Source organism: Butyrivibrio sp. LC3010 (genome assembly GCF_000424385.1).
Taxonomy (GTDB): domain Bacteria; phylum Bacillota; class Clostridia; order Lachnospirales; family Lachnospiraceae; genus Butyrivibrio.
Genome location: NZ_AUJU01000026.1, coordinates 1 through 16,133 on the forward strand (window position 1 = coordinate 1; position 16,133 = coordinate 16,133).

The 16,133-nt window shown below is 39.8% G+C and carries 13 protein-coding genes; 12 read left to right on the plus strand and 1 reads right to left on the minus strand.

Annotated elements, in window-relative coordinates; translation table 11 throughout:
* Positions 1–52 precede the first annotated feature (52 nt).
* Positions 53–1,228 carry an IS110 family transposase gene (locus G622_RS0115605; RefSeq protein WP_026511476.1) on the minus strand — a complete coding sequence of 392 codons (1,176 nt, stop codon included), beginning with the start codon at positions 1,226–1,228 and terminating at the stop codon, positions 53–55.
* 327 nt (positions 1,229–1,555) lie between these two features.
* Here G622_RS0115605 and G622_RS0115610 point away from each other — a divergent pair, with 327 nt between their 5' ends.
* The 12 genes from G622_RS0115610 to murD all read left to right on the plus strand — a co-directional run bounded on the left by G622_RS0115610 (position 1,556) and on the right by murD (position 16,087).
* Complete coding sequence (locus G622_RS0115610) at positions 1,556–3,091, plus strand: methyl-accepting chemotaxis protein (protein WP_026511477.1); 1,536 nt, start codon at positions 1,556–1,558, stop codon at positions 3,089–3,091.
* Between the two features lie 391 nt (positions 3,092–3,482).
* A complete protein-coding gene (locus tag G622_RS0115615) occupies positions 3,483–3,989 on the plus strand; it encodes a nitroreductase family protein (RefSeq protein WP_026511478.1) in 507 nt (168 codons plus the stop codon).
* Positions 3,990–4,281: 292 nt separating this feature from the next.
* A complete protein-coding gene (ychF, locus tag G622_RS0115620) occupies positions 4,282–5,379 on the plus strand; it encodes a redox-regulated ATPase YchF (protein ID WP_026511479.1) in 1,098 nt (365 codons plus the stop codon).
* A gap of 392 nt (positions 5,380–5,771) precedes the next feature.
* Entirely contained in the window at positions 5,772–6,674 is a 903-nt protein-coding gene (locus G622_RS23190) for a CPBP family intramembrane glutamic endopeptidase (protein ID WP_044957867.1), read from the plus strand.
* Positions 6,675–6,688: 14 nt separating this feature from the next.
* Complete coding sequence (locus G622_RS0115635; protein WP_044957869.1) at positions 6,689–7,756, plus strand: SPFH domain-containing protein; 1,068 nt, start codon at positions 6,689–6,691, stop codon at positions 7,754–7,756.
* Positions 7,756–7,953: a PTS ascorbate transporter subunit IIC gene (locus G622_RS0115640; RefSeq protein ID WP_026511482.1), complete on the plus strand. Its 198-nt coding sequence runs from the start codon at positions 7,756–7,758 to the stop codon at positions 7,951–7,953. Before G622_RS0115635 ends, G622_RS0115640 begins: the two co-directional genes overlap by 1 nt.
* Before the next feature lie 326 nt (positions 7,954–8,279).
* Positions 8,280–9,695 (plus strand): GGDEF domain-containing protein, encoded by a 1,416-nt coding sequence (locus tag G622_RS24795; RefSeq protein WP_026511483.1) that lies wholly within the window; start codon positions 8,280–8,282, stop codon positions 9,693–9,695.
* A gap of 491 nt (positions 9,696–10,186) precedes the next feature.
* Positions 10,187–10,627, plus strand: coding sequence for a division/cell wall cluster transcriptional repressor MraZ (mraZ, locus tag G622_RS0115650; RefSeq protein ID WP_026511484.1), 441 nt, complete (start codon positions 10,187–10,189; stop codon positions 10,625–10,627).
* A 74-nt stretch (positions 10,628–10,701) separates the two neighbouring features.
* Positions 10,702–11,643, plus strand: a complete 942-nt coding sequence (gene rsmH / locus G622_RS0115655; RefSeq protein ID WP_026511485.1) for a 16S rRNA (cytosine(1402)-N(4))-methyltransferase RsmH — start codon at positions 10,702–10,704, stop codon at positions 11,641–11,643.
* A 133-nt stretch (positions 11,644–11,776) separates the two neighbouring features.
* Positions 11,777–12,223 carry a hypothetical protein gene (locus G622_RS0115660; RefSeq protein ID WP_026511486.1) on the plus strand — a complete coding sequence of 149 codons (447 nt, stop codon included), beginning with the start codon at positions 11,777–11,779 and terminating at the stop codon, positions 12,221–12,223.
* Positions 12,224–12,227: 4 nt separating this feature from the next.
* A complete protein-coding gene (locus tag G622_RS0115665) occupies positions 12,228–14,606 on the plus strand; it encodes a peptidoglycan D,D-transpeptidase FtsI family protein (protein ID WP_026511487.1) in 2,379 nt (792 codons plus the stop codon).
* Between the two features lie 107 nt (positions 14,607–14,713).
* Positions 14,714–16,087: a UDP-N-acetylmuramoyl-L-alanine--D-glutamate ligase gene (gene murD / locus G622_RS0115670; RefSeq protein WP_026511488.1), complete on the plus strand. Its 1,374-nt coding sequence runs from the start codon at positions 14,714–14,716 to the stop codon at positions 16,085–16,087.
* Positions 16,088–16,133: the final 46 nt, after the last annotated feature.

Below are 16,133 nucleotides of genomic sequence, written 5' to 3' on the forward strand. Positions count from 1 at the left end.
CATCTGAATACATCGTATTTCAGATGGTGGACGGCTTTCCTGTCTTTTGACGTTAGCGAAGTTTCTTAGAATTGAAGTCTATGTTTTGCTTTTCTAAAGCAAAGATAACTCGTATAAGTTTCTTTGCAACATGGGTTATAGCTACCCGATGAGGTTTTCCTTCATGACGCTTTTTGGCATAGTAAGTTGCAAAAGTCATATCGAAGCGAATTAAAGGAAGACAGCAGTTTAGCAAGACATATCGCAATGGAGATGATCCGTGCCTTACCATCTTTCCACCATGAGATTCAGTACCTGAATCATTTACACTTGGTTCAATTCCAGCAAAAGCAAGCATCTGTGCTGGAGATGAAAAGTTGGAAATATCTCCGTATTCTGCGTAGATTACTGCAGCAGAAATAGGACCAATTCCTGGAATGGTCATGAAGTGAGGATGGACTTCGTTTATGAGCCTGATAATCTCACCCTCAAGTGTATTGATTTCTTTGGCCAAGGATTTGTAAAGGGACAGTAAACTTTCAAGTTCGACATCAAATATAGAATTATTGATGCCAACAGTATCAGTAGCTAAACGTTTCAATTCAAGGAACTGTTGAGGAGAAAACTTACCATGAGATATGCGACGTATTTCATTATAGTCAGTTTCGTTCATGGCAGACATGTTCTCAGCAGAGCCGTAGTTTTCTAACAGATATAGAGCTGTTTTAGAAAAACGTTCATTAAAGAATGGCTTGAACTCCGGAAATGTATGATCAAGAACATTTGTGAGTTTAACAAGATATAAGGATCTTTGACGAACAAGCCTGTCACGGAGACGAGTTAATGACTTTAAGGAATAAGCGTGATAAAATCCTTTTGAATGGGGTTTGTACTCAACAGTCATTAACCATCGAGCAATGGATTCACAGTCAACAGAATCGGTTTTTGTACGCCTTAGAGTGGTCGATTTTTTATATTCCGATATCAAGACTGGATTTACTTCCATGAACGTTAGCGAGGCGTTTTCAAGGAAAAGCTCAAGATTCAGGGCATAATGAGATGTTGATTCAAACCCTATTCTTATGTCCTCAGGTGAGGATAAAGAGTTAATAGTTGTGAGTAGTTGATCAAATCCTTCTTTATTGTTTTTAAAAGTGAATTTAGCAACTACAGATTGATCGGCTGCAGCTATAATGCAGCAATCATGTTTGTACTTGGAAATATCAATTCCAGCAAAGTACATAGACATTAGATAAAACCTCCTGATTATTATAGTTGGCACTGTTGTCTACCACAGAGAGATCGACTGTGTAATCACGTAAATCTAAACGTCAAGCGTTAACAAACTAATTACCAGTATTAGACGAAAAGCTGTGGTCTGAGTCACCTCGTACCAGTCAAAGCTGTAATAATATAGAAACAGATCCACAGTGCCTAGATAAATATATCAGAAAAGGATTAGAAGTAGCCCAGAGAACCTGGGAGAAAGGAAGAATCCAATCACTTTTCTAACATGATTGGATTATACGTGACAATATGATTAATATAAACCATTTATCTCAGGAGGTAATTATCAATGAATAAAAAATCTGCTTTTGAAGTATACCTGTCTGCGGTTTTTAAATGGGGTATTACTGCACTGGTATCGGCCTGTATGTTTGCTACAGCAATGTTCATAGTAGAAAAGACAATTGGCTTTTATCAGGTTATCCCTTGGATCGCAGTAATAATTTTCGGTATCATGGATGTGTGTTTCTTTATTACAGGAATGCTGATTCTTAAGTCTTCATTTGATGAAGATGGATATTTAAAAGATGGAAAACTTCAAATAGGAAAGAGTTTCTGCTCAGTTGTTCTTATCCTTCAGTGGAACTACATTATTTACATGGTTCCGACCAGAACATTCTGGGGATTTTTATGTTTCTTCCTGATACTTATCGGATTCTTTATGGATATTAAGCTACTGTCCGTTACCGGCAGTATTTGTATTGTTTCTATGTTTATTGCATGGTTTGTCAGAGGCACAGCTCTTTTGCCAGTAAAAGACGAACTCTTTATTACAGATGTAATCATGTGTGTTGTAGGCCTTGTGCTTTCGTTGGCCGGCCTTGTAATGTTCTTATTCTTTGTTTCACACTTTTTGATTACTGCCAAAAAGGATGAGCTTGAAGAGAACAACAGGCGTGTTACAGGTGTTATGGATGCTGTTCGTTCAATATCTTCCAAGATGGTAACTGCAGGAACAACTCTTTTGGATATCTCATCAAGTGAGAGCGCTTCAGCAGAAGAGCTATCAGCAACAAGTGATGAGCTTGTTAAAAACAGTAATATTCTTGGTAATAAAGCAGATGAGAGTATGGCAAACTTGTCAGAGCTTAATGATTGCGCAAGCATTGTAGAAGAAAATGTTGAGACTGTTGAGAAGACATCTGACAACCTTCTTAAGAAGTCAAAAGAAAATGAGAAATCATTAAATGATCTTCAGGGAATAAATTCTGAAGTTTCTGATTCTATGGCAGTTACAACAGATATTGCAGACAGACTTCTAAAGGCAGTAGAAGAAATTGGAACAACGCTTGAACTTATTCAGGGAATTTCGTCATCAACAAGCCTTCTTGCTCTTAATGCTTCAATTGAGGCCGCAAGAGCGGGTGATGCTGGAAAGGGATTTGCTGTTGTAGCAACTGAAGTTGGTAAGCTTGCAGAAAACACGCAGAGCTCACTTAAGGACGTTGGTGCAATAATTGAAAGAGTTCAGAAGAACGTAGAAGAGATTACAGGACAGGTTGAGATAAATGCCAATAAGCTTGCTGAACAGAATGAACAGTTTAAGACAGTATTTGGCGACATAAGTGAAATGACTACAATGCTGAATGATTCGGTTAACGCAATTGAAGAGATGAATGAGGCACATAAACGCCAGTCAGAAATCATCAAAAAAACTGTTGAGATTAACCAGAATATCGCAGAGAGTATCAGAAGTGAGAACGAGCAGTTTGTGGCTATCAGTACCATGGCTGGAAATAATGCTACAAATACTGAGCATGTTGCACAGCAGGCTAGTGCAATCAATGACATGGTTGATGAGATTAATCGTCTTCTAAATAATTAAAAAGATGTGAGTGTCAAAAGACTGTGCCTTCTAAAAAAGAGGGCACAGTCTTTTTTAATTTAATACGAGGAAATTGCGCCTTGTCGGCGCAACCTTGAATTAAAGGCCGGACAAGACCGGGCCATGCAAAGCGGAGGTATGCAGAGTATTATTATCAGTCTACCTCATCAAAGAATTCATCATCTTCGTGCATAAAGTAAGAAATTTTTCACTGACATTTTTAAAATTCATCCCGTATAATTTAGGATGAGTTATTTAACTTATACTTAGTAAATTCGCCGGAGGAACGAGATTCATGAAATTTGCTATGTTACTGTGGAGTTTTGGATTTTTTGAATAACTGACATATCTTTTAAATAACAGAATCAATGTAGCAAAGGAGATTATAGATATGGAATTTAATAAAGTTATTCAGAAGAGAGAGTCTGTTCGTAAGTACAGCGATACAAAGCCAACAGAAGATCAAGTGAAATATATTCTAGAAGCGGGGCGCTTAGCACCAACAGCTTTTAATAAACAACCACAACGAGTGTATATAATAAAAAGTGGAGAAGCTCTTCAGAGGATGGACAGTGTTCATCCATGCCGTTATGGAGCACCGATGGTAATTCTAGTATGTTCCGATAAAAATGCTGCAAGTAATTTTCAGGGTGGAAATAGCTATTTGACAGATGGTGTTATTGCAGCAACACATATGATGCTGGCAGCAACAGATATAGGATTGGATACATGTTGGGCTGGAGTGAATGATGTTCTTAAAACACAGAAGGTTTTTGACCTGCCAGAAAACATCTATCCTATTTGTTTCCTGGATTTGGGATTTCGCGCTAGCGATTTCAAAGGTGTATCTAGCGATAAAAAAAGGAATCCAATTGATTCAATGGTAACTATTTTATAAAAAATTGCGGCGTAGCCTTAGGGTGATTGTAAAGCAGGAGTCATAACCTGCCGCCGTATTTACTCCTGAAGAGGAGTATAGCGGAAAATTCCGCGTTAATTAATGCAGCGCTGTGCCGGAAAAGTCACTGCATGTTTTTACAAATCCGTCCTGACATGGTAATATATATTCGCTGTGTCAGGTCTATTTTTATGTCATAATAGATAAATGGTGCCCGGCGTGGTACTCGGTATAACAGGCTGAGATAACAAATGGCTTAAATAAAGCATTTTTAGAAGGAGATATATAAAAGATGAAACTAGGAATCGTGGGACTTCCGAACGTCGGAAAAAGTACCCTTTTTAATTCACTTACAAATGCAGGAGCACTTGCTGCAAATTATCCTTTCGCAACAATTGATCCTAATGTGGGAATCGTTGCAGTTCCGGACAAGAGACTTCAGCTTCTTGGGGACTTGTATCATTCCAAGAAGGTAACGCCTGCTACAATTGAGTTCGTAGATATTGCCGGACTCGTTAAGGGTGCTTCAAAAGGTGAAGGCCTTGGAAACCAGTTCCTTGCCAACATTCGTGAGACAGATGCAATTGTGCATGTAGTCAGATGTTTCGATGATCCCAATGTTGTTCACGTGGATGGATCAGTTGATCCGGCCAGAGATATAGAGACAATTAATCTTGAACTTGTTTTTGCTGATCTTGAAGTCCTTGAGAGAAGAATTGCCAAGACCACCAAGGCTGCAAGAATGGACAAGACAGCAGCTAAGGAACTTGAGCTTCTCAATAAGATTAAGGCAGTTCTTGAAAATGGCAAGATGGCAAGAGAACTTGAGCTTGAGGACGATGATGAGAAGGCACTTATGAATACTTATGACCTTCTTACCTGGAAGCCTGTTATTTATGCAGCTAACGTTTTAGAAGATGATCTCGCCGACGATGGAGCTTCTAATAAATATGTTGCAGCTGTTCGCGAGCTTGCTTCAAAATCCGGAAGTGAAGTATTTGTGATCAGTGCTCAGATTGAAGCTGAGATTTCTGAGCTTGAGGCAGATGAGAAGGCAGAGTTCCTTGAGAGCCTTGGCCTTACAGAGTCAGGTCTTGATAAGCTCATTGCAGCCAGCTACAGAACTCTTGGACTTATGAGTTTTCTTACATCAGGTGAGGATGAGACCAGAGCCTGGACTATAAAAATTGGCACAAAGGCACCTCAGGCAGCAGGAAAGATTCATACAGACTTTGAGAGAGGATTCATCAAAGCTGAGGTTATTAATTACGAAGATCTTCTCCGCGAGGGTTCACTTGCCGCAGCAAGAGAAAAAGGACTTGTCCGCATGGAAGGCAAAGAATATGTTGTCCAGGACGGAGATGTTATTTTATTCAGATTCAACGTGTGATACTGCAAAGCATCGCAGCAAAATAAAAAAGGACACCAATGCAAGCTTGCTTGCTAATTGGTGTCCTTTTTTATTTTGGTATGAGGCGCGCAGCGCCTCAGCGAGGAATCGCTTGCGATTACGAGCCTGCGATGCTTTGCAGTATCACAGAAAACTATATTAAAAACAACAGCGCAGCGCCTCAGCGAGGAATCGCTTGCGATTACGAGCCTGCGATGCTTTGCAGTATCATTTTTTATTTTGCCAAATTAGCAGTTTACTTTTGAAATACATATGATATCATTATGATATCAAATAGATAATGTTAATTAAGCGATGGCTCTTACAGGCGCAATGTTAATACTACCTTACTGGGCTTTCACAAAATTAACACCCAAAGAAAGAGGTATGTTATGAACGAGACTAAGTACACAGACACAAATTTAAGTAAATACCTTAGATGGGTATTTATTATAGCCTGGGTTATGCAGGTTGCGATTTGGATGCTTTACCAGAACGGAGGAGTAGCTCCGGGGCAGCTCCTTATGATAACCATGATGTGGGTTCCTTTTCTTGCAGTTTTGCTTTCAGGAGAAAAGCTTCGTGGCATGGGCTGGAAACCAAAGTTTAAAGGCAACATTTTAGCGCTTCTGTTTTCCTGGTTTGGGCCTGCAATTCTGACACTTATAGGAGCAGCTGTTTATTTTGCAATTTTCCGTGATCAGCTTGATTTTGGCGGCGAATCTTTAATGGCTGCTGCGGGAGAAAACGGAGCGGCAGCACTTGAATCCTTGAAGGCTCAGGGCCTTAGCTATTCGCAGTACATTTTGATTTCTACTGCAAGTGCTATTATTTATGCTCCGCTTCTTAATATGTTTGCTGCGATTGGCGAGGAAGTCGGATGGCGAGGCTATTTATATCCGGTGCTCAAGGAAAAATATGGAAGGGGCAAAGGCCTTTTAATAGGTGGAATAATCTGGGGTATATGGCACTGGCCTCTGATCGGATTTATTGGATATGAGTATGGTTCAGACTACATAGGATTTCCGATTACAGGTATGCTTGTGTTCTGCATATTTACTATAGCATTAGGAATCTTTTGTGATGTTGTTTATGAAAAGAGTGGATGCATTTGGTTCCCGGCGATTTTACATGGTTCCATAAATGCAGCAGCCACAATTCCAATTGCGATATGTAAACCGGATGTAGGATCATTCAGACTTCTTGGTCCTGTTCCAAACGGACTGATTGCAGGACTTCCGTTTATTATAGTGGCTATATTGTTTTTAATAAAGAAGAGTAATGTTGAAAAGTGAAGGAGACATGTATTATGAGCGAAAATGTACAGGAAAAAATCATTAGAGGTAACAAAAATGGAATGGCAATGATGTGTATCATCTTGCTGGCTTATGCAGCTGCAATAGCACTGCTTGTGATCACTGCAATAGGCCTTGATGGAGAAGCAGTTCTTATCGCAGGAGCAACATCGGCAGGATTTAATCTGTTTCTGTTTGTATTAAGTTGTGTATATGTTGCAATTGGCTGGTTTCCCTTCCTTGGACTTAAGGTGCTTAAGCCCGGAGAAGCTTTGGTGCTTACGTTGTTTGGAAAATATATCGGAACATTAAAGGAAGACGGTTTTTATTATGTCAATCCTTTCTGCACAGCATTTAATCCTGCTGCTGATACCAAGCTTGGTCAGAGTGGAGATATTGCAGATAATAAGAAAATTGCGGGGATAACACTTTCTGGCACAGATATGCAGTTTACCGGAAGCAACACATCCAAGAAAATTTCCCTTAAGGTTATGACTCTTAGTAATTCCAAGCAGAAGGTAAATGATTTCCTTGGAAATCCTGTTGAAATTGCTGTAGCAGTTATGTGGAAGGTTACAGATACAGCAAAAGCAGTTTTTGCAGTTGATAACTACAAGGAGTATCTGTCACTTCAGAGTGATACTGCTGTAAGAAATGTAGTAAAGCTTTATCCTTATGATATTACTGAGAATGTGGATACTACAGGTGATGGAAAAGCTGATGACGGAAGTCTTCGTGGTTCCACAGAACTTGTTGCCAAGCGTATTAAGGATGAGATTCAGGAGAAGGTCGCAGATGCAGGCATAGAGATAGTAGATGCCAGAATTACATATCTTGCATATGCCCCTGAAATTGCAGCAGCTATGCTTCAGAGACAGCAGGCTGCAGCTGTTGTAGATGCCCGTAAGCTTATTGTTGACGGCGCAGTTGGTATGGTTGAACTTGCTTTGGAGAGACTTAACGAAAAGGAACTTGTTGATCTTGATGAAGAGAGGAAGGCAGCCATGGTATCCAATCTTCTTGTTGTGCTTTGCGGCAATCACGATCCGCAGCCTGTGGTTAACTCAGGTAGTCTTTACTAATGGCTGAGAAAAAACAGGTTCCGCTTCGACTGAGTGCAAAGCTATATGATGCCATAGCTGCCTGGGCTGAAGATGACTTTCGCTCAGTGAACGGGCAGATTGAATATCTGCTGACTGAATGTGTAAAGCAGAGAAAAAAGGACGGGAAATACGTATCCGAGCATTTGGATGAATCACCGGAATTTGATATTAAATAATGAAAATTACCCACACTGAGTGTGAATTCTCGGTGTGGGTTTTGCTATTAATCTTAAAAGAACGAAATCTTAGCTAAATTTAACACTTTTATTATTTATATTTCATTTTTACATAATATAAAAATATGCTTTTTTTCGGTAAAATATAATTGTAATTGGGAGAATATGATTAGCTGTATGTTCATTTTTAACGCTTTATAACTGCCTGAACTGCTTATTATATTTGGGAATTTTTATGGTAGTGTCAAATCAATTATGAAAAATTGGACTGACCTAAGGAATCCGCCGCAAGCGATACCCCTTAGGTCGAAGGATGAGGATAAAAAATGGGAATCAAGAAAAAGCCATTAAGCAGAAGTATTACAATAGGGTGTTCTTTATTCATAGTACTTTTGTGTGTAGTTCTTGGTATCATGAATTATTTAGGCTACAAAGAAGCTTTATATAACAGATATGAAGCTTATATAACAAATATCCTGAATTATACTGAAAGCTTTATTGATAACGATGACCTTAAAAATTGCGTTGATACTGGTGAAGAGAGTGAAAAGTTTTATGAACTTAGAGATGCAATGGACAGAGAGATGGAGAAATTTGACATTCACTATCTTTATGCCGTTAAACCGCTAAATACTGATCCTACCAAAAATGTCATGAGTGTTATTTCTGCTGAAAATTATAAAGACAGAAATAGTGGGGATGATGATTTATTATGGCTTGGATGGATATCGGATGATGAATTTGATGTAAGGACTGTAGAGAAGTTCTTTGAAATAATGAATAGTGAAGGCATAACGTTTTTTGAAGAAAAAACGGAGTGGGGGATTGATTATACGGGAGCCACAGCGCTTCGCACATCATCAGGAGAACCTTATGCTGTGCTTGCTGTTGATGTGGATATAAATGAAATAAATAAGGTAATCATTTCTCATGTTATTAAGAATTCTGTTGTAATCCTTGTTATCGGCGTTCTTTTTATGGTGGGGTTCCTGGTTTGGGCCCAGACAAATGTTACGGAGCCTATTACCAAGCTTGAAAACAGCGTTGTCAAATTTGCAAGTAACAGCCACGGACAAAGAGATATAAACGCCCTTAATTTCGTGGATCCGGATATCCATACCCACAATGAAGTCGAAACGTTGTCCAATGCTGTCCGCAGCATGACTGAGGATATGAAGGATTATGTAAAGGGCATTGCAACGGCTGAGGAAATAGCTGCGGATATGCAGATTCAGGCAAATTATATGAATGAGCTGGCAAATAAGGATATCCTTACGGGAATCAGAAATAAGAATGCATACGAGCAGGAAATAGCAGGACTCAATGAGCTTGTAGAAAGCGGCAAGGCCAGATTCGGAATAGCGATGATAGATCTGAATTTCCTTAAAACAATCAACGATAATTATGGACATGAAAAAGGAGATAATGCGATAAAGAGGCTTTCCGCAATTGTATGTGATGTATTTTCACATTCACCTGTATTCAGAATAGGCGGAGACGAATTTGCGATTATTTTGATGGGAAATGATTATGAAAATATAGAGATGCTTATGGACCTCTTCAAAGAGAAGATGATAATGATTGAAAATGATGATGACCTTAATGAATGGGACAAAATATCCGCCGCAATAGGATATGCTATATATGACAAAAATATTGATGAGAATGTAAATTCTGTTTTCAGGCGCGCAGATGAAAATATGTATAAAAATAAGAAGATGATGAAAGCAGTAAGGGAGTAATGGTTACTGTTCAGACAGCTCTGCGCACATGCTGCGCTGAGCGTGAGAATGTTCTACGTCTTGAATATAGGATTTGCCCCTTTGCCGAAGGCAACTGGAATGGGCAAATCCAGTTGCTGTGAGCACCGTAAGGTGTGAACAGTAACGAGTAATGTCCTATGATTTCTTGTGGGCAAAAGCGGAAATAGCCAGCAAGAATCCTGCGTAAGAATTTCTAAAAAGTAATGAAAATAATTTAAATAAATTTAATTAAAATTTTATCATTCAAATAATCAAATACTTCGACAATATATTGTAATGCGTCGGATGAGTGCACTATATATTGTGTTATCAAAGCCTCCCACCGGAATGTGGGAGGCTTTTTATAGTGAAATCAATGGTTTTGAGCCTTTTTGTACGGTTGTGAAAAATAAAAAAATGGTTTATTATACATATAGGTGGTAGAAAGTGTCACAAAATGGTAAAAAAGTGGTGACAAGTGGTAGAAATCTATGGGAAAGGCGTACAAGGGCGAATACAGCCATTCAATTGATGCAAAAGGACGACTTATTATCCCGGCCAAGTTTCGTGATCTGCTGGGAGACCAGTTTGTTGTAACGAAGGGCTTTGACGGGTGTCTTTTTGTGTTCGATCAAGAGGGTTGGGATGCCTTTGAAGAGAAGCTTAGAGCTTTACCTATGGATATACCGGAAGCCAGACAGCTCGGACGATTCTTTATGGCAGGAGCCGATGATGTAGAGCTGGATAAACAGGGAAGAATACTACTGAAATCAAACTGGCTTAGCCATGCTGCTATTGATAAAGAAGCAGTTGTTGCAGGTGTTGGAAACCGCGTTGAAATCTGGAGCAAGGAGAAGTGGGAGAAAGCAACAAGCTTTGATGATATAGACAGCATTGCAGAGAAAATGAGCAACTACGGACTTAGTATTTAAATTTAAAATACATATATTTACTACCTACAACCACTTAAGAAACATAAATCTGATAATTTTAAAAAGAGGGAACAATGGAATTTAAACATTACTCAGTGCTCCTTAACGAGGTAATTGAAAATCTGAATATCGACCCCGATGGGATTTATGTTGATGGAACATTGGGTGGCGCCGGACATTCAAGTCATATAGCAGAAAAACTTTCTGATAAGGGCAGATTGTACGGAATAGATCAGGATGAGGATGCTATAAAAGCTGCATCTGAGCGCCTTAAACCTTTTGGGGACAGAGCGGTGATCATCCGTGATAATTATGAAAATGCAGTAAACAGGCTAAAAGAGCTTGGAGTGGAGAGCGCAAACGGTATTTTGCTTGACCTTGGAGTGTCATCCTTTCAGTTGGACAATGAGGAGAGAGGATTTACATACAGGTTTGATACACCACTTGATATGAGAATGGACAGAAGGCAGGAACTTACTGCCGGGATAATAGTTAATGAATTTTCCGAGATGGATATCTTCCATATAATAAAAAATTACGGAGAAGATAAATTCGCCAAGAATATTGCAAAGCATATCGTGGCCAGAAGAAAAGAAAAGCCTATAGAGACAACTTTTGAACTTAATGAAATAATCAAGGCTGCAATACCTGCGAGAATGAGGGAAAAGGGAGGACATCCTTCTAAAAGAACCTATCAGGCGCTTAGAATTGCCTGCAACAGAGAATTGGATGTTCTTGAGAATTCTCTGGACGGAATGATAGATTTTCTGGCACCGGGAGGAAGGATATGTGTAATAACGTTCCACTCCCTTGAGGATAGGATCGTCAAGAATAATTTCAGGAAAAATGAGAATCCCTGCACCTGTCCTCCTGAAATTCCAATCTGTGTATGTGGGAAGAAGTCAAAGGGAAAGGTTATTACAAGAAAGCCTATTTTACCGTCTGAAAAAGAACTTGAAGAAAACTCAAGAAGCGCAAGCGCAAAGCTTAGAGTATTTGAAAAAATATCTGAATGAAATGAAAAAAGTTTAACGTAAATCAGAAACGTTAACAGGTTTTAAATGATTACTCATATTTTGTGTGAAGCAAAGTGTGAAAATAGTGAATTGTCCTAAGGTGTTACCTTAAGACCTTTTACGGGGGAATATTATGGAAAAGAATTATGTTTACGGAAATACAGCGAGAAAATTAAATGATCCTGCAAGGCAGAGACGTGAAAATATGCCACTCCATCTGCAGCAGAGAGCACAGGCCAAAAGAAGGGCTCATAGAATGAGTTTTGGATATTTGGCATTTTTATCACTTGCAGTTTTGACTACAGGTATTATACTGACATGGTATATAACTTTACAGGCAGATATCACTGCCAGCGTTAAATCTGTTTCTACACTTGAGGCTCAGCTCAATACATTGAAGCAGGATAACGATGAAGCTTATAACAAGGCAATCAGTAACCTTGATCTGGAGGAGATAAAACGTATTGCAATAGGTGAGTATGGAATGACCTATGCAACGGAGGGGCAGATTATCACATATTCCGACGGTGGCGGAAATGATTATGTTAGACAGCTGGCTCCAATACCGGACGGAAATTAAAGCTATGAGTAGAAAAAGAAGTAAAGCACAAAAATTTACAATAGGAATGAAAAAGAAGCTGGCAGTGCTATTTATAGTGGTACTGACAGCTTTTGTTGGTTTGAGTATCAGGCTTATTCTGATAACAAGAGACAATGGAGAGGCTTATGAAAAGCAGGTTCTCTCCCAGCAAAAATACGATTCTACAACAATTCCCTACAGAAGAGGGGAGATACTTGATGCAAACGGCACGGTTCTTGCTTACAGTGAGAAGGTATATAATGTAATACTTGATGCCAAGCTCGTATTATCAGATGAGAAATTCCTTGAACCTACGGTTTCAGCCCTTGTCAGATGCTTTGGATTTGATGAAGGAGAAATCAGAAACTATATCTCAGAGCATCCCGATTCCCAGTACTACACACTTGCCAAGCAGCTTACTTATGACCAGATCAGTGAGTTTCAGGGGCTTATAACTATTGGTGGCGAGAATCAGGATGAAAATGTCCAGGGTGTATGGTTTGAAGAAAACTATGTAAGAAAATATCCAAATGGCTCAATGGCCTGTGATGTTGTGGGATTTACCACAAGTGATAACAATGGTCTTTTTGGACTTGAAGAGTATTACAATGATGTTCTTAGCGGAAGCAACGGACGAATCTATGGTTATCTTGATGAAGATTCAAATCTTGAGAGAACTACAATTCCAGCAACAGACGGCAACAGTATAGTTACTACAATTGACGGCAATCTTCAGTCAATCGTCGAGAAGTATCTTCAGGAATTTAATGATACATACAAGGATGCCTATCGTGAGGGCAACGGTGCTAACAACATTGGATGCGTTATCATGGATGTTAATAACGGCGATGTTCTTGCTATGGGCAGTTATCCTAAGTTTGACTTAAATGATACGAAGAATCCTGAGAACCTGATAGGCATGCCAAGGGTAGATGAGAGAGGTCTTAAAATTGCCGGCGAGAGCGTATATGATTCAGGTGTTTACATAAATCAGGCGATGCTTGATGGAATGTCTGATGAAGAAAAAATGTGGAATTTTAACGCATTATGGAGAAATTTTTGTATTTCAGATACGTATGAGCCCGGTTCTGTTGCAAAACCTTTTACGGTAGCAACAGGAATTGAGTCCGGAATGATTACCGGAAATGAAGTCTATGACTGTGGCGGATATCTTGAGTTTGGCGGACATAGAATATATTGCCATAACAGATATGGAGATGGTGCTGTATCAGTTGCAAGAGGTATAGAAATATCCTGTAACGTTGCCATGATGAAAATCGGTCAGGTAATAGGCCCTGATATTTTCGCCCAGTTCCAGAAAAACTTTGGATTTGGACTTAAGACAAATATAGATCTTGCAGGTGAGGCAAGAACGGCAGGCCTTACTTACAGTGCGGAGGATATGGGATCATCTGAGCTTGCCACAGGTACTTTTGGTCAGGGCTTTAACGTTGATATGATAGAGATGATCACTGCTTTCAGCTCCCTTGTAAATGGCGGAAAGTACTATGAGCCCCATGTTGTAAGAAAAATCCTTAATTCATCAGGTGCTACGGTTAAAAGTATAGAACCCAGAGTGCTTAGACAGACAATTTCTGAGTCAACATCTGATAAGATTATTGAGTATTGTAATCTGGTTGTGGCAGGTGACGAAGGAACAGGTAAAACTGCAAGACCTGCAGGATATATGATAGGTGGAAAAACCGGTACTGCAGAAACTGTACCGCGTAGAAATCGTCAATATGTGGTATCATTTATGGGATATGCTCCCGCAGATGATCCTCAGATTGCAATATATGTTGTTGTAGACAGACCGAACGCTATGGATCAGGCAGATGCCAAGTTTGCCACCAGAGTTGTCAGAAAGGTATTAACAGAGGCACTTCCTTATCTCAATATACCCATGACAGAACCTGTTACTGAAGAAGAGCAGGCAGAGCTTGATGAACTCAGAGAAAAGGAAATCATGATGGCTGCTTCCAAACAGACAGGAGTAGAATATGTGCTTGATGAAAACGGCGATCCGGTTCTTGATGAGGATGGAAACCCTATTCCTGTTGATGCAGAAAGCTCAGGAGAAGCAGCAGAAAGCGAAGAGCAGGAAGGCGAAGGAAAAGCTGCAAATCAGGGTGATGATACTGGAGCCGCTTCTGAAGGTCAGGCTGCTGAAGGTGATGCAGAGGGCGATGGTATTTGGGAAAAGATACCTGAGGATGAAAATGCAGAGCCGGTATGGAAGTCCTTTGAAATTGATGAAGCTACAGGATACTACATTGATCCCGAAAGCGGTGACCTGATAAATCCTGAAGATGGACATTCTATAGGCGGAGAAGGTCTTCCTGATTATGAACCTGATGAAGAAGGCGCCACTGAGGGCAATTAAGCTGTAATATATGCAAATGATGTAAAAATGGATTGGAAAAACCATGTAATGCCGGGAAGAGGTCATAGAGAGCATTACCATTTAAGAAATCAGACAGAAGGAAAGATATGAAAGCAGAGAATTTAATAGGAAAAAAAGTACTTGTTATAGGAACCGGAATATCCGGAATAGGTAGCGCCAGGCTGCTTGGAAAAGTCGGTGCAGAGCCGGTGATTTTTGATGAAAATACAAAGGTGACAGAAGAAGCCGTAAAAGCAAAGCTTGAAGGCTATGAAGGAAAAGAACCTATGATAATCATAGGGGAGCTTTCATCTGAAATGATAAAGGAGCTTGTACTTGTGGTGCCAAGCCCTGCAGTGCCTCTTGATTCTCCTTTGATCCTGCGACTTAAGGAAGCAGGACTTCCAATATGGAGTGAGATAGAGCTTGCCTTTAATTTTGCAAAGGGACAGATGGTTGCCATAACAGGAACCAACGGTAAGACTACCACAACAACCCTTGTTGGAGAAATAATGAAGGCGCATTTTTCATCGACCTATGTTGTTGGAAATATAGGCTATTCCTATGCGGAGAGAGCATTGGAAATGACTGATGATACAGTGTCAATTGGAGAAATCAGCAGCTTCCAGCTTGAGGCTGTTGAGAATTTTCATGCTAAGGTGTCCGCAATCCTGAATATAACACCGGATCATCTGAACAGGCACCACACAATGGAATGCTATGCTTCAATGAAGGAGAATATTACAAATAATCAGACTAAGGATGATATATGTGTCCTTAACTATGATAATGAATATACCAGGGATTTTGCAGCAAGATGCCCTGCAACAGTAGTGTTTTTCTCATCAAAGGAAAAACTTGAAGACGGCTTTTTCCTTGACGGAGAGGATATATGCCTTGCTAAATCCGGTACATCCGAAAAGGTAATGAATGTACACGAGATGAATCTTGTGGGAACCTGTAATTATGAAAATGTAATGGCTGCCATAGCTATGGGGCTTGCCATGGGTGTTCCTATGGATACTATCCTTAACGTGGTTCGTTCATTTAAGGCAGTGGAGCACCGTATCGAATTTGTAGCTACAAAGAACGGTGTTGACTATTATAATGATTCAAAGGGCACAAACCCTGATGCTGCCATTCAGGGCATCAAGGCAATGAGCAAGCCTACTTATCTGATCGGAGGCGGTTATGATAAGGGAAGCGAATATGACGAATGGATAGAAGCTTTTGATGGTAAGGTTAAAAAGCTTGTCCTTATTGGTGTTACAAAGCAGAAGATTGCTGACTGTGCTAAAAAGCATGGTTTTAATGATTATGTATTTATGGAAACCTATGAAGAAGCACTGAAATATTGCAGTGATAATGCAGTTTCGGGTGAGGCGGTTCTTCTTTCGCCTGCCTGCGCAAGCTGGGATATGTTTCCAAGTTATGAAGTAAGAGGGCAGCAGTTCAAAGATTATGTAAACAGTCTTAAATAATGAGAAACTGGTTATGAGAACTTCGAACTGTTATTAAGGGGGGATT

Bases quoted from the DNA above. Each gene is read 5' to 3' on its own strand.
- G622_RS0115605 (WP_026511476.1), bottom strand. From the start codon at position 1,228: ATGTCTATGTACTTTGCTGGAATTGATATTTCCAAGTACAAACATGAT.
- G622_RS0115610 (WP_026511477.1), top strand. From the start codon at position 1,556: ATGAATAAAAAATCTGCTTTTGAAGTATACCTGTCTGCGGTTTTTAAA.
- G622_RS0115615 (WP_026511478.1), top strand. From the start codon at position 3,483: ATGGAATTTAATAAAGTTATTCAGAAGAGAGAGTCTGTTCGTAAGTAC.
- ychF (WP_026511479.1), top strand. From the start codon at position 4,282: ATGAAACTAGGAATCGTGGGACTTCCGAACGTCGGAAAAAGTACCCTT.
- G622_RS23190 (WP_044957867.1), top strand. From the start codon at position 5,772: ATGAACGAGACTAAGTACACAGACACAAATTTAAGTAAATACCTTAGA.
- G622_RS0115635 (WP_044957869.1), top strand. From the start codon at position 6,689: ATGAGCGAAAATGTACAGGAAAAAATCATTAGAGGTAACAAAAATGGA.
- G622_RS0115640 (WP_026511482.1), top strand. From the start codon at position 7,756: ATGGCTGAGAAAAAACAGGTTCCGCTTCGACTGAGTGCAAAGCTATAT.
- G622_RS24795 (WP_026511483.1), top strand. From the start codon at position 8,280: ATGGGAATCAAGAAAAAGCCATTAAGCAGAAGTATTACAATAGGGTGT.
- mraZ (WP_026511484.1), top strand. From the start codon at position 10,187: ATGGGAAAGGCGTACAAGGGCGAATACAGCCATTCAATTGATGCAAAA.
- rsmH (WP_026511485.1), top strand. From the start codon at position 10,702: ATGGAATTTAAACATTACTCAGTGCTCCTTAACGAGGTAATTGAAAAT.
- G622_RS0115660 (WP_026511486.1), top strand. From the start codon at position 11,777: ATGGAAAAGAATTATGTTTACGGAAATACAGCGAGAAAATTAAATGAT.
- G622_RS0115665 (WP_026511487.1), top strand. From the start codon at position 12,228: ATGAGTAGAAAAAGAAGTAAAGCACAAAAATTTACAATAGGAATGAAA.
- murD (WP_026511488.1), top strand. From the start codon at position 14,714: ATGAAAGCAGAGAATTTAATAGGAAAAAAAGTACTTGTTATAGGAACC.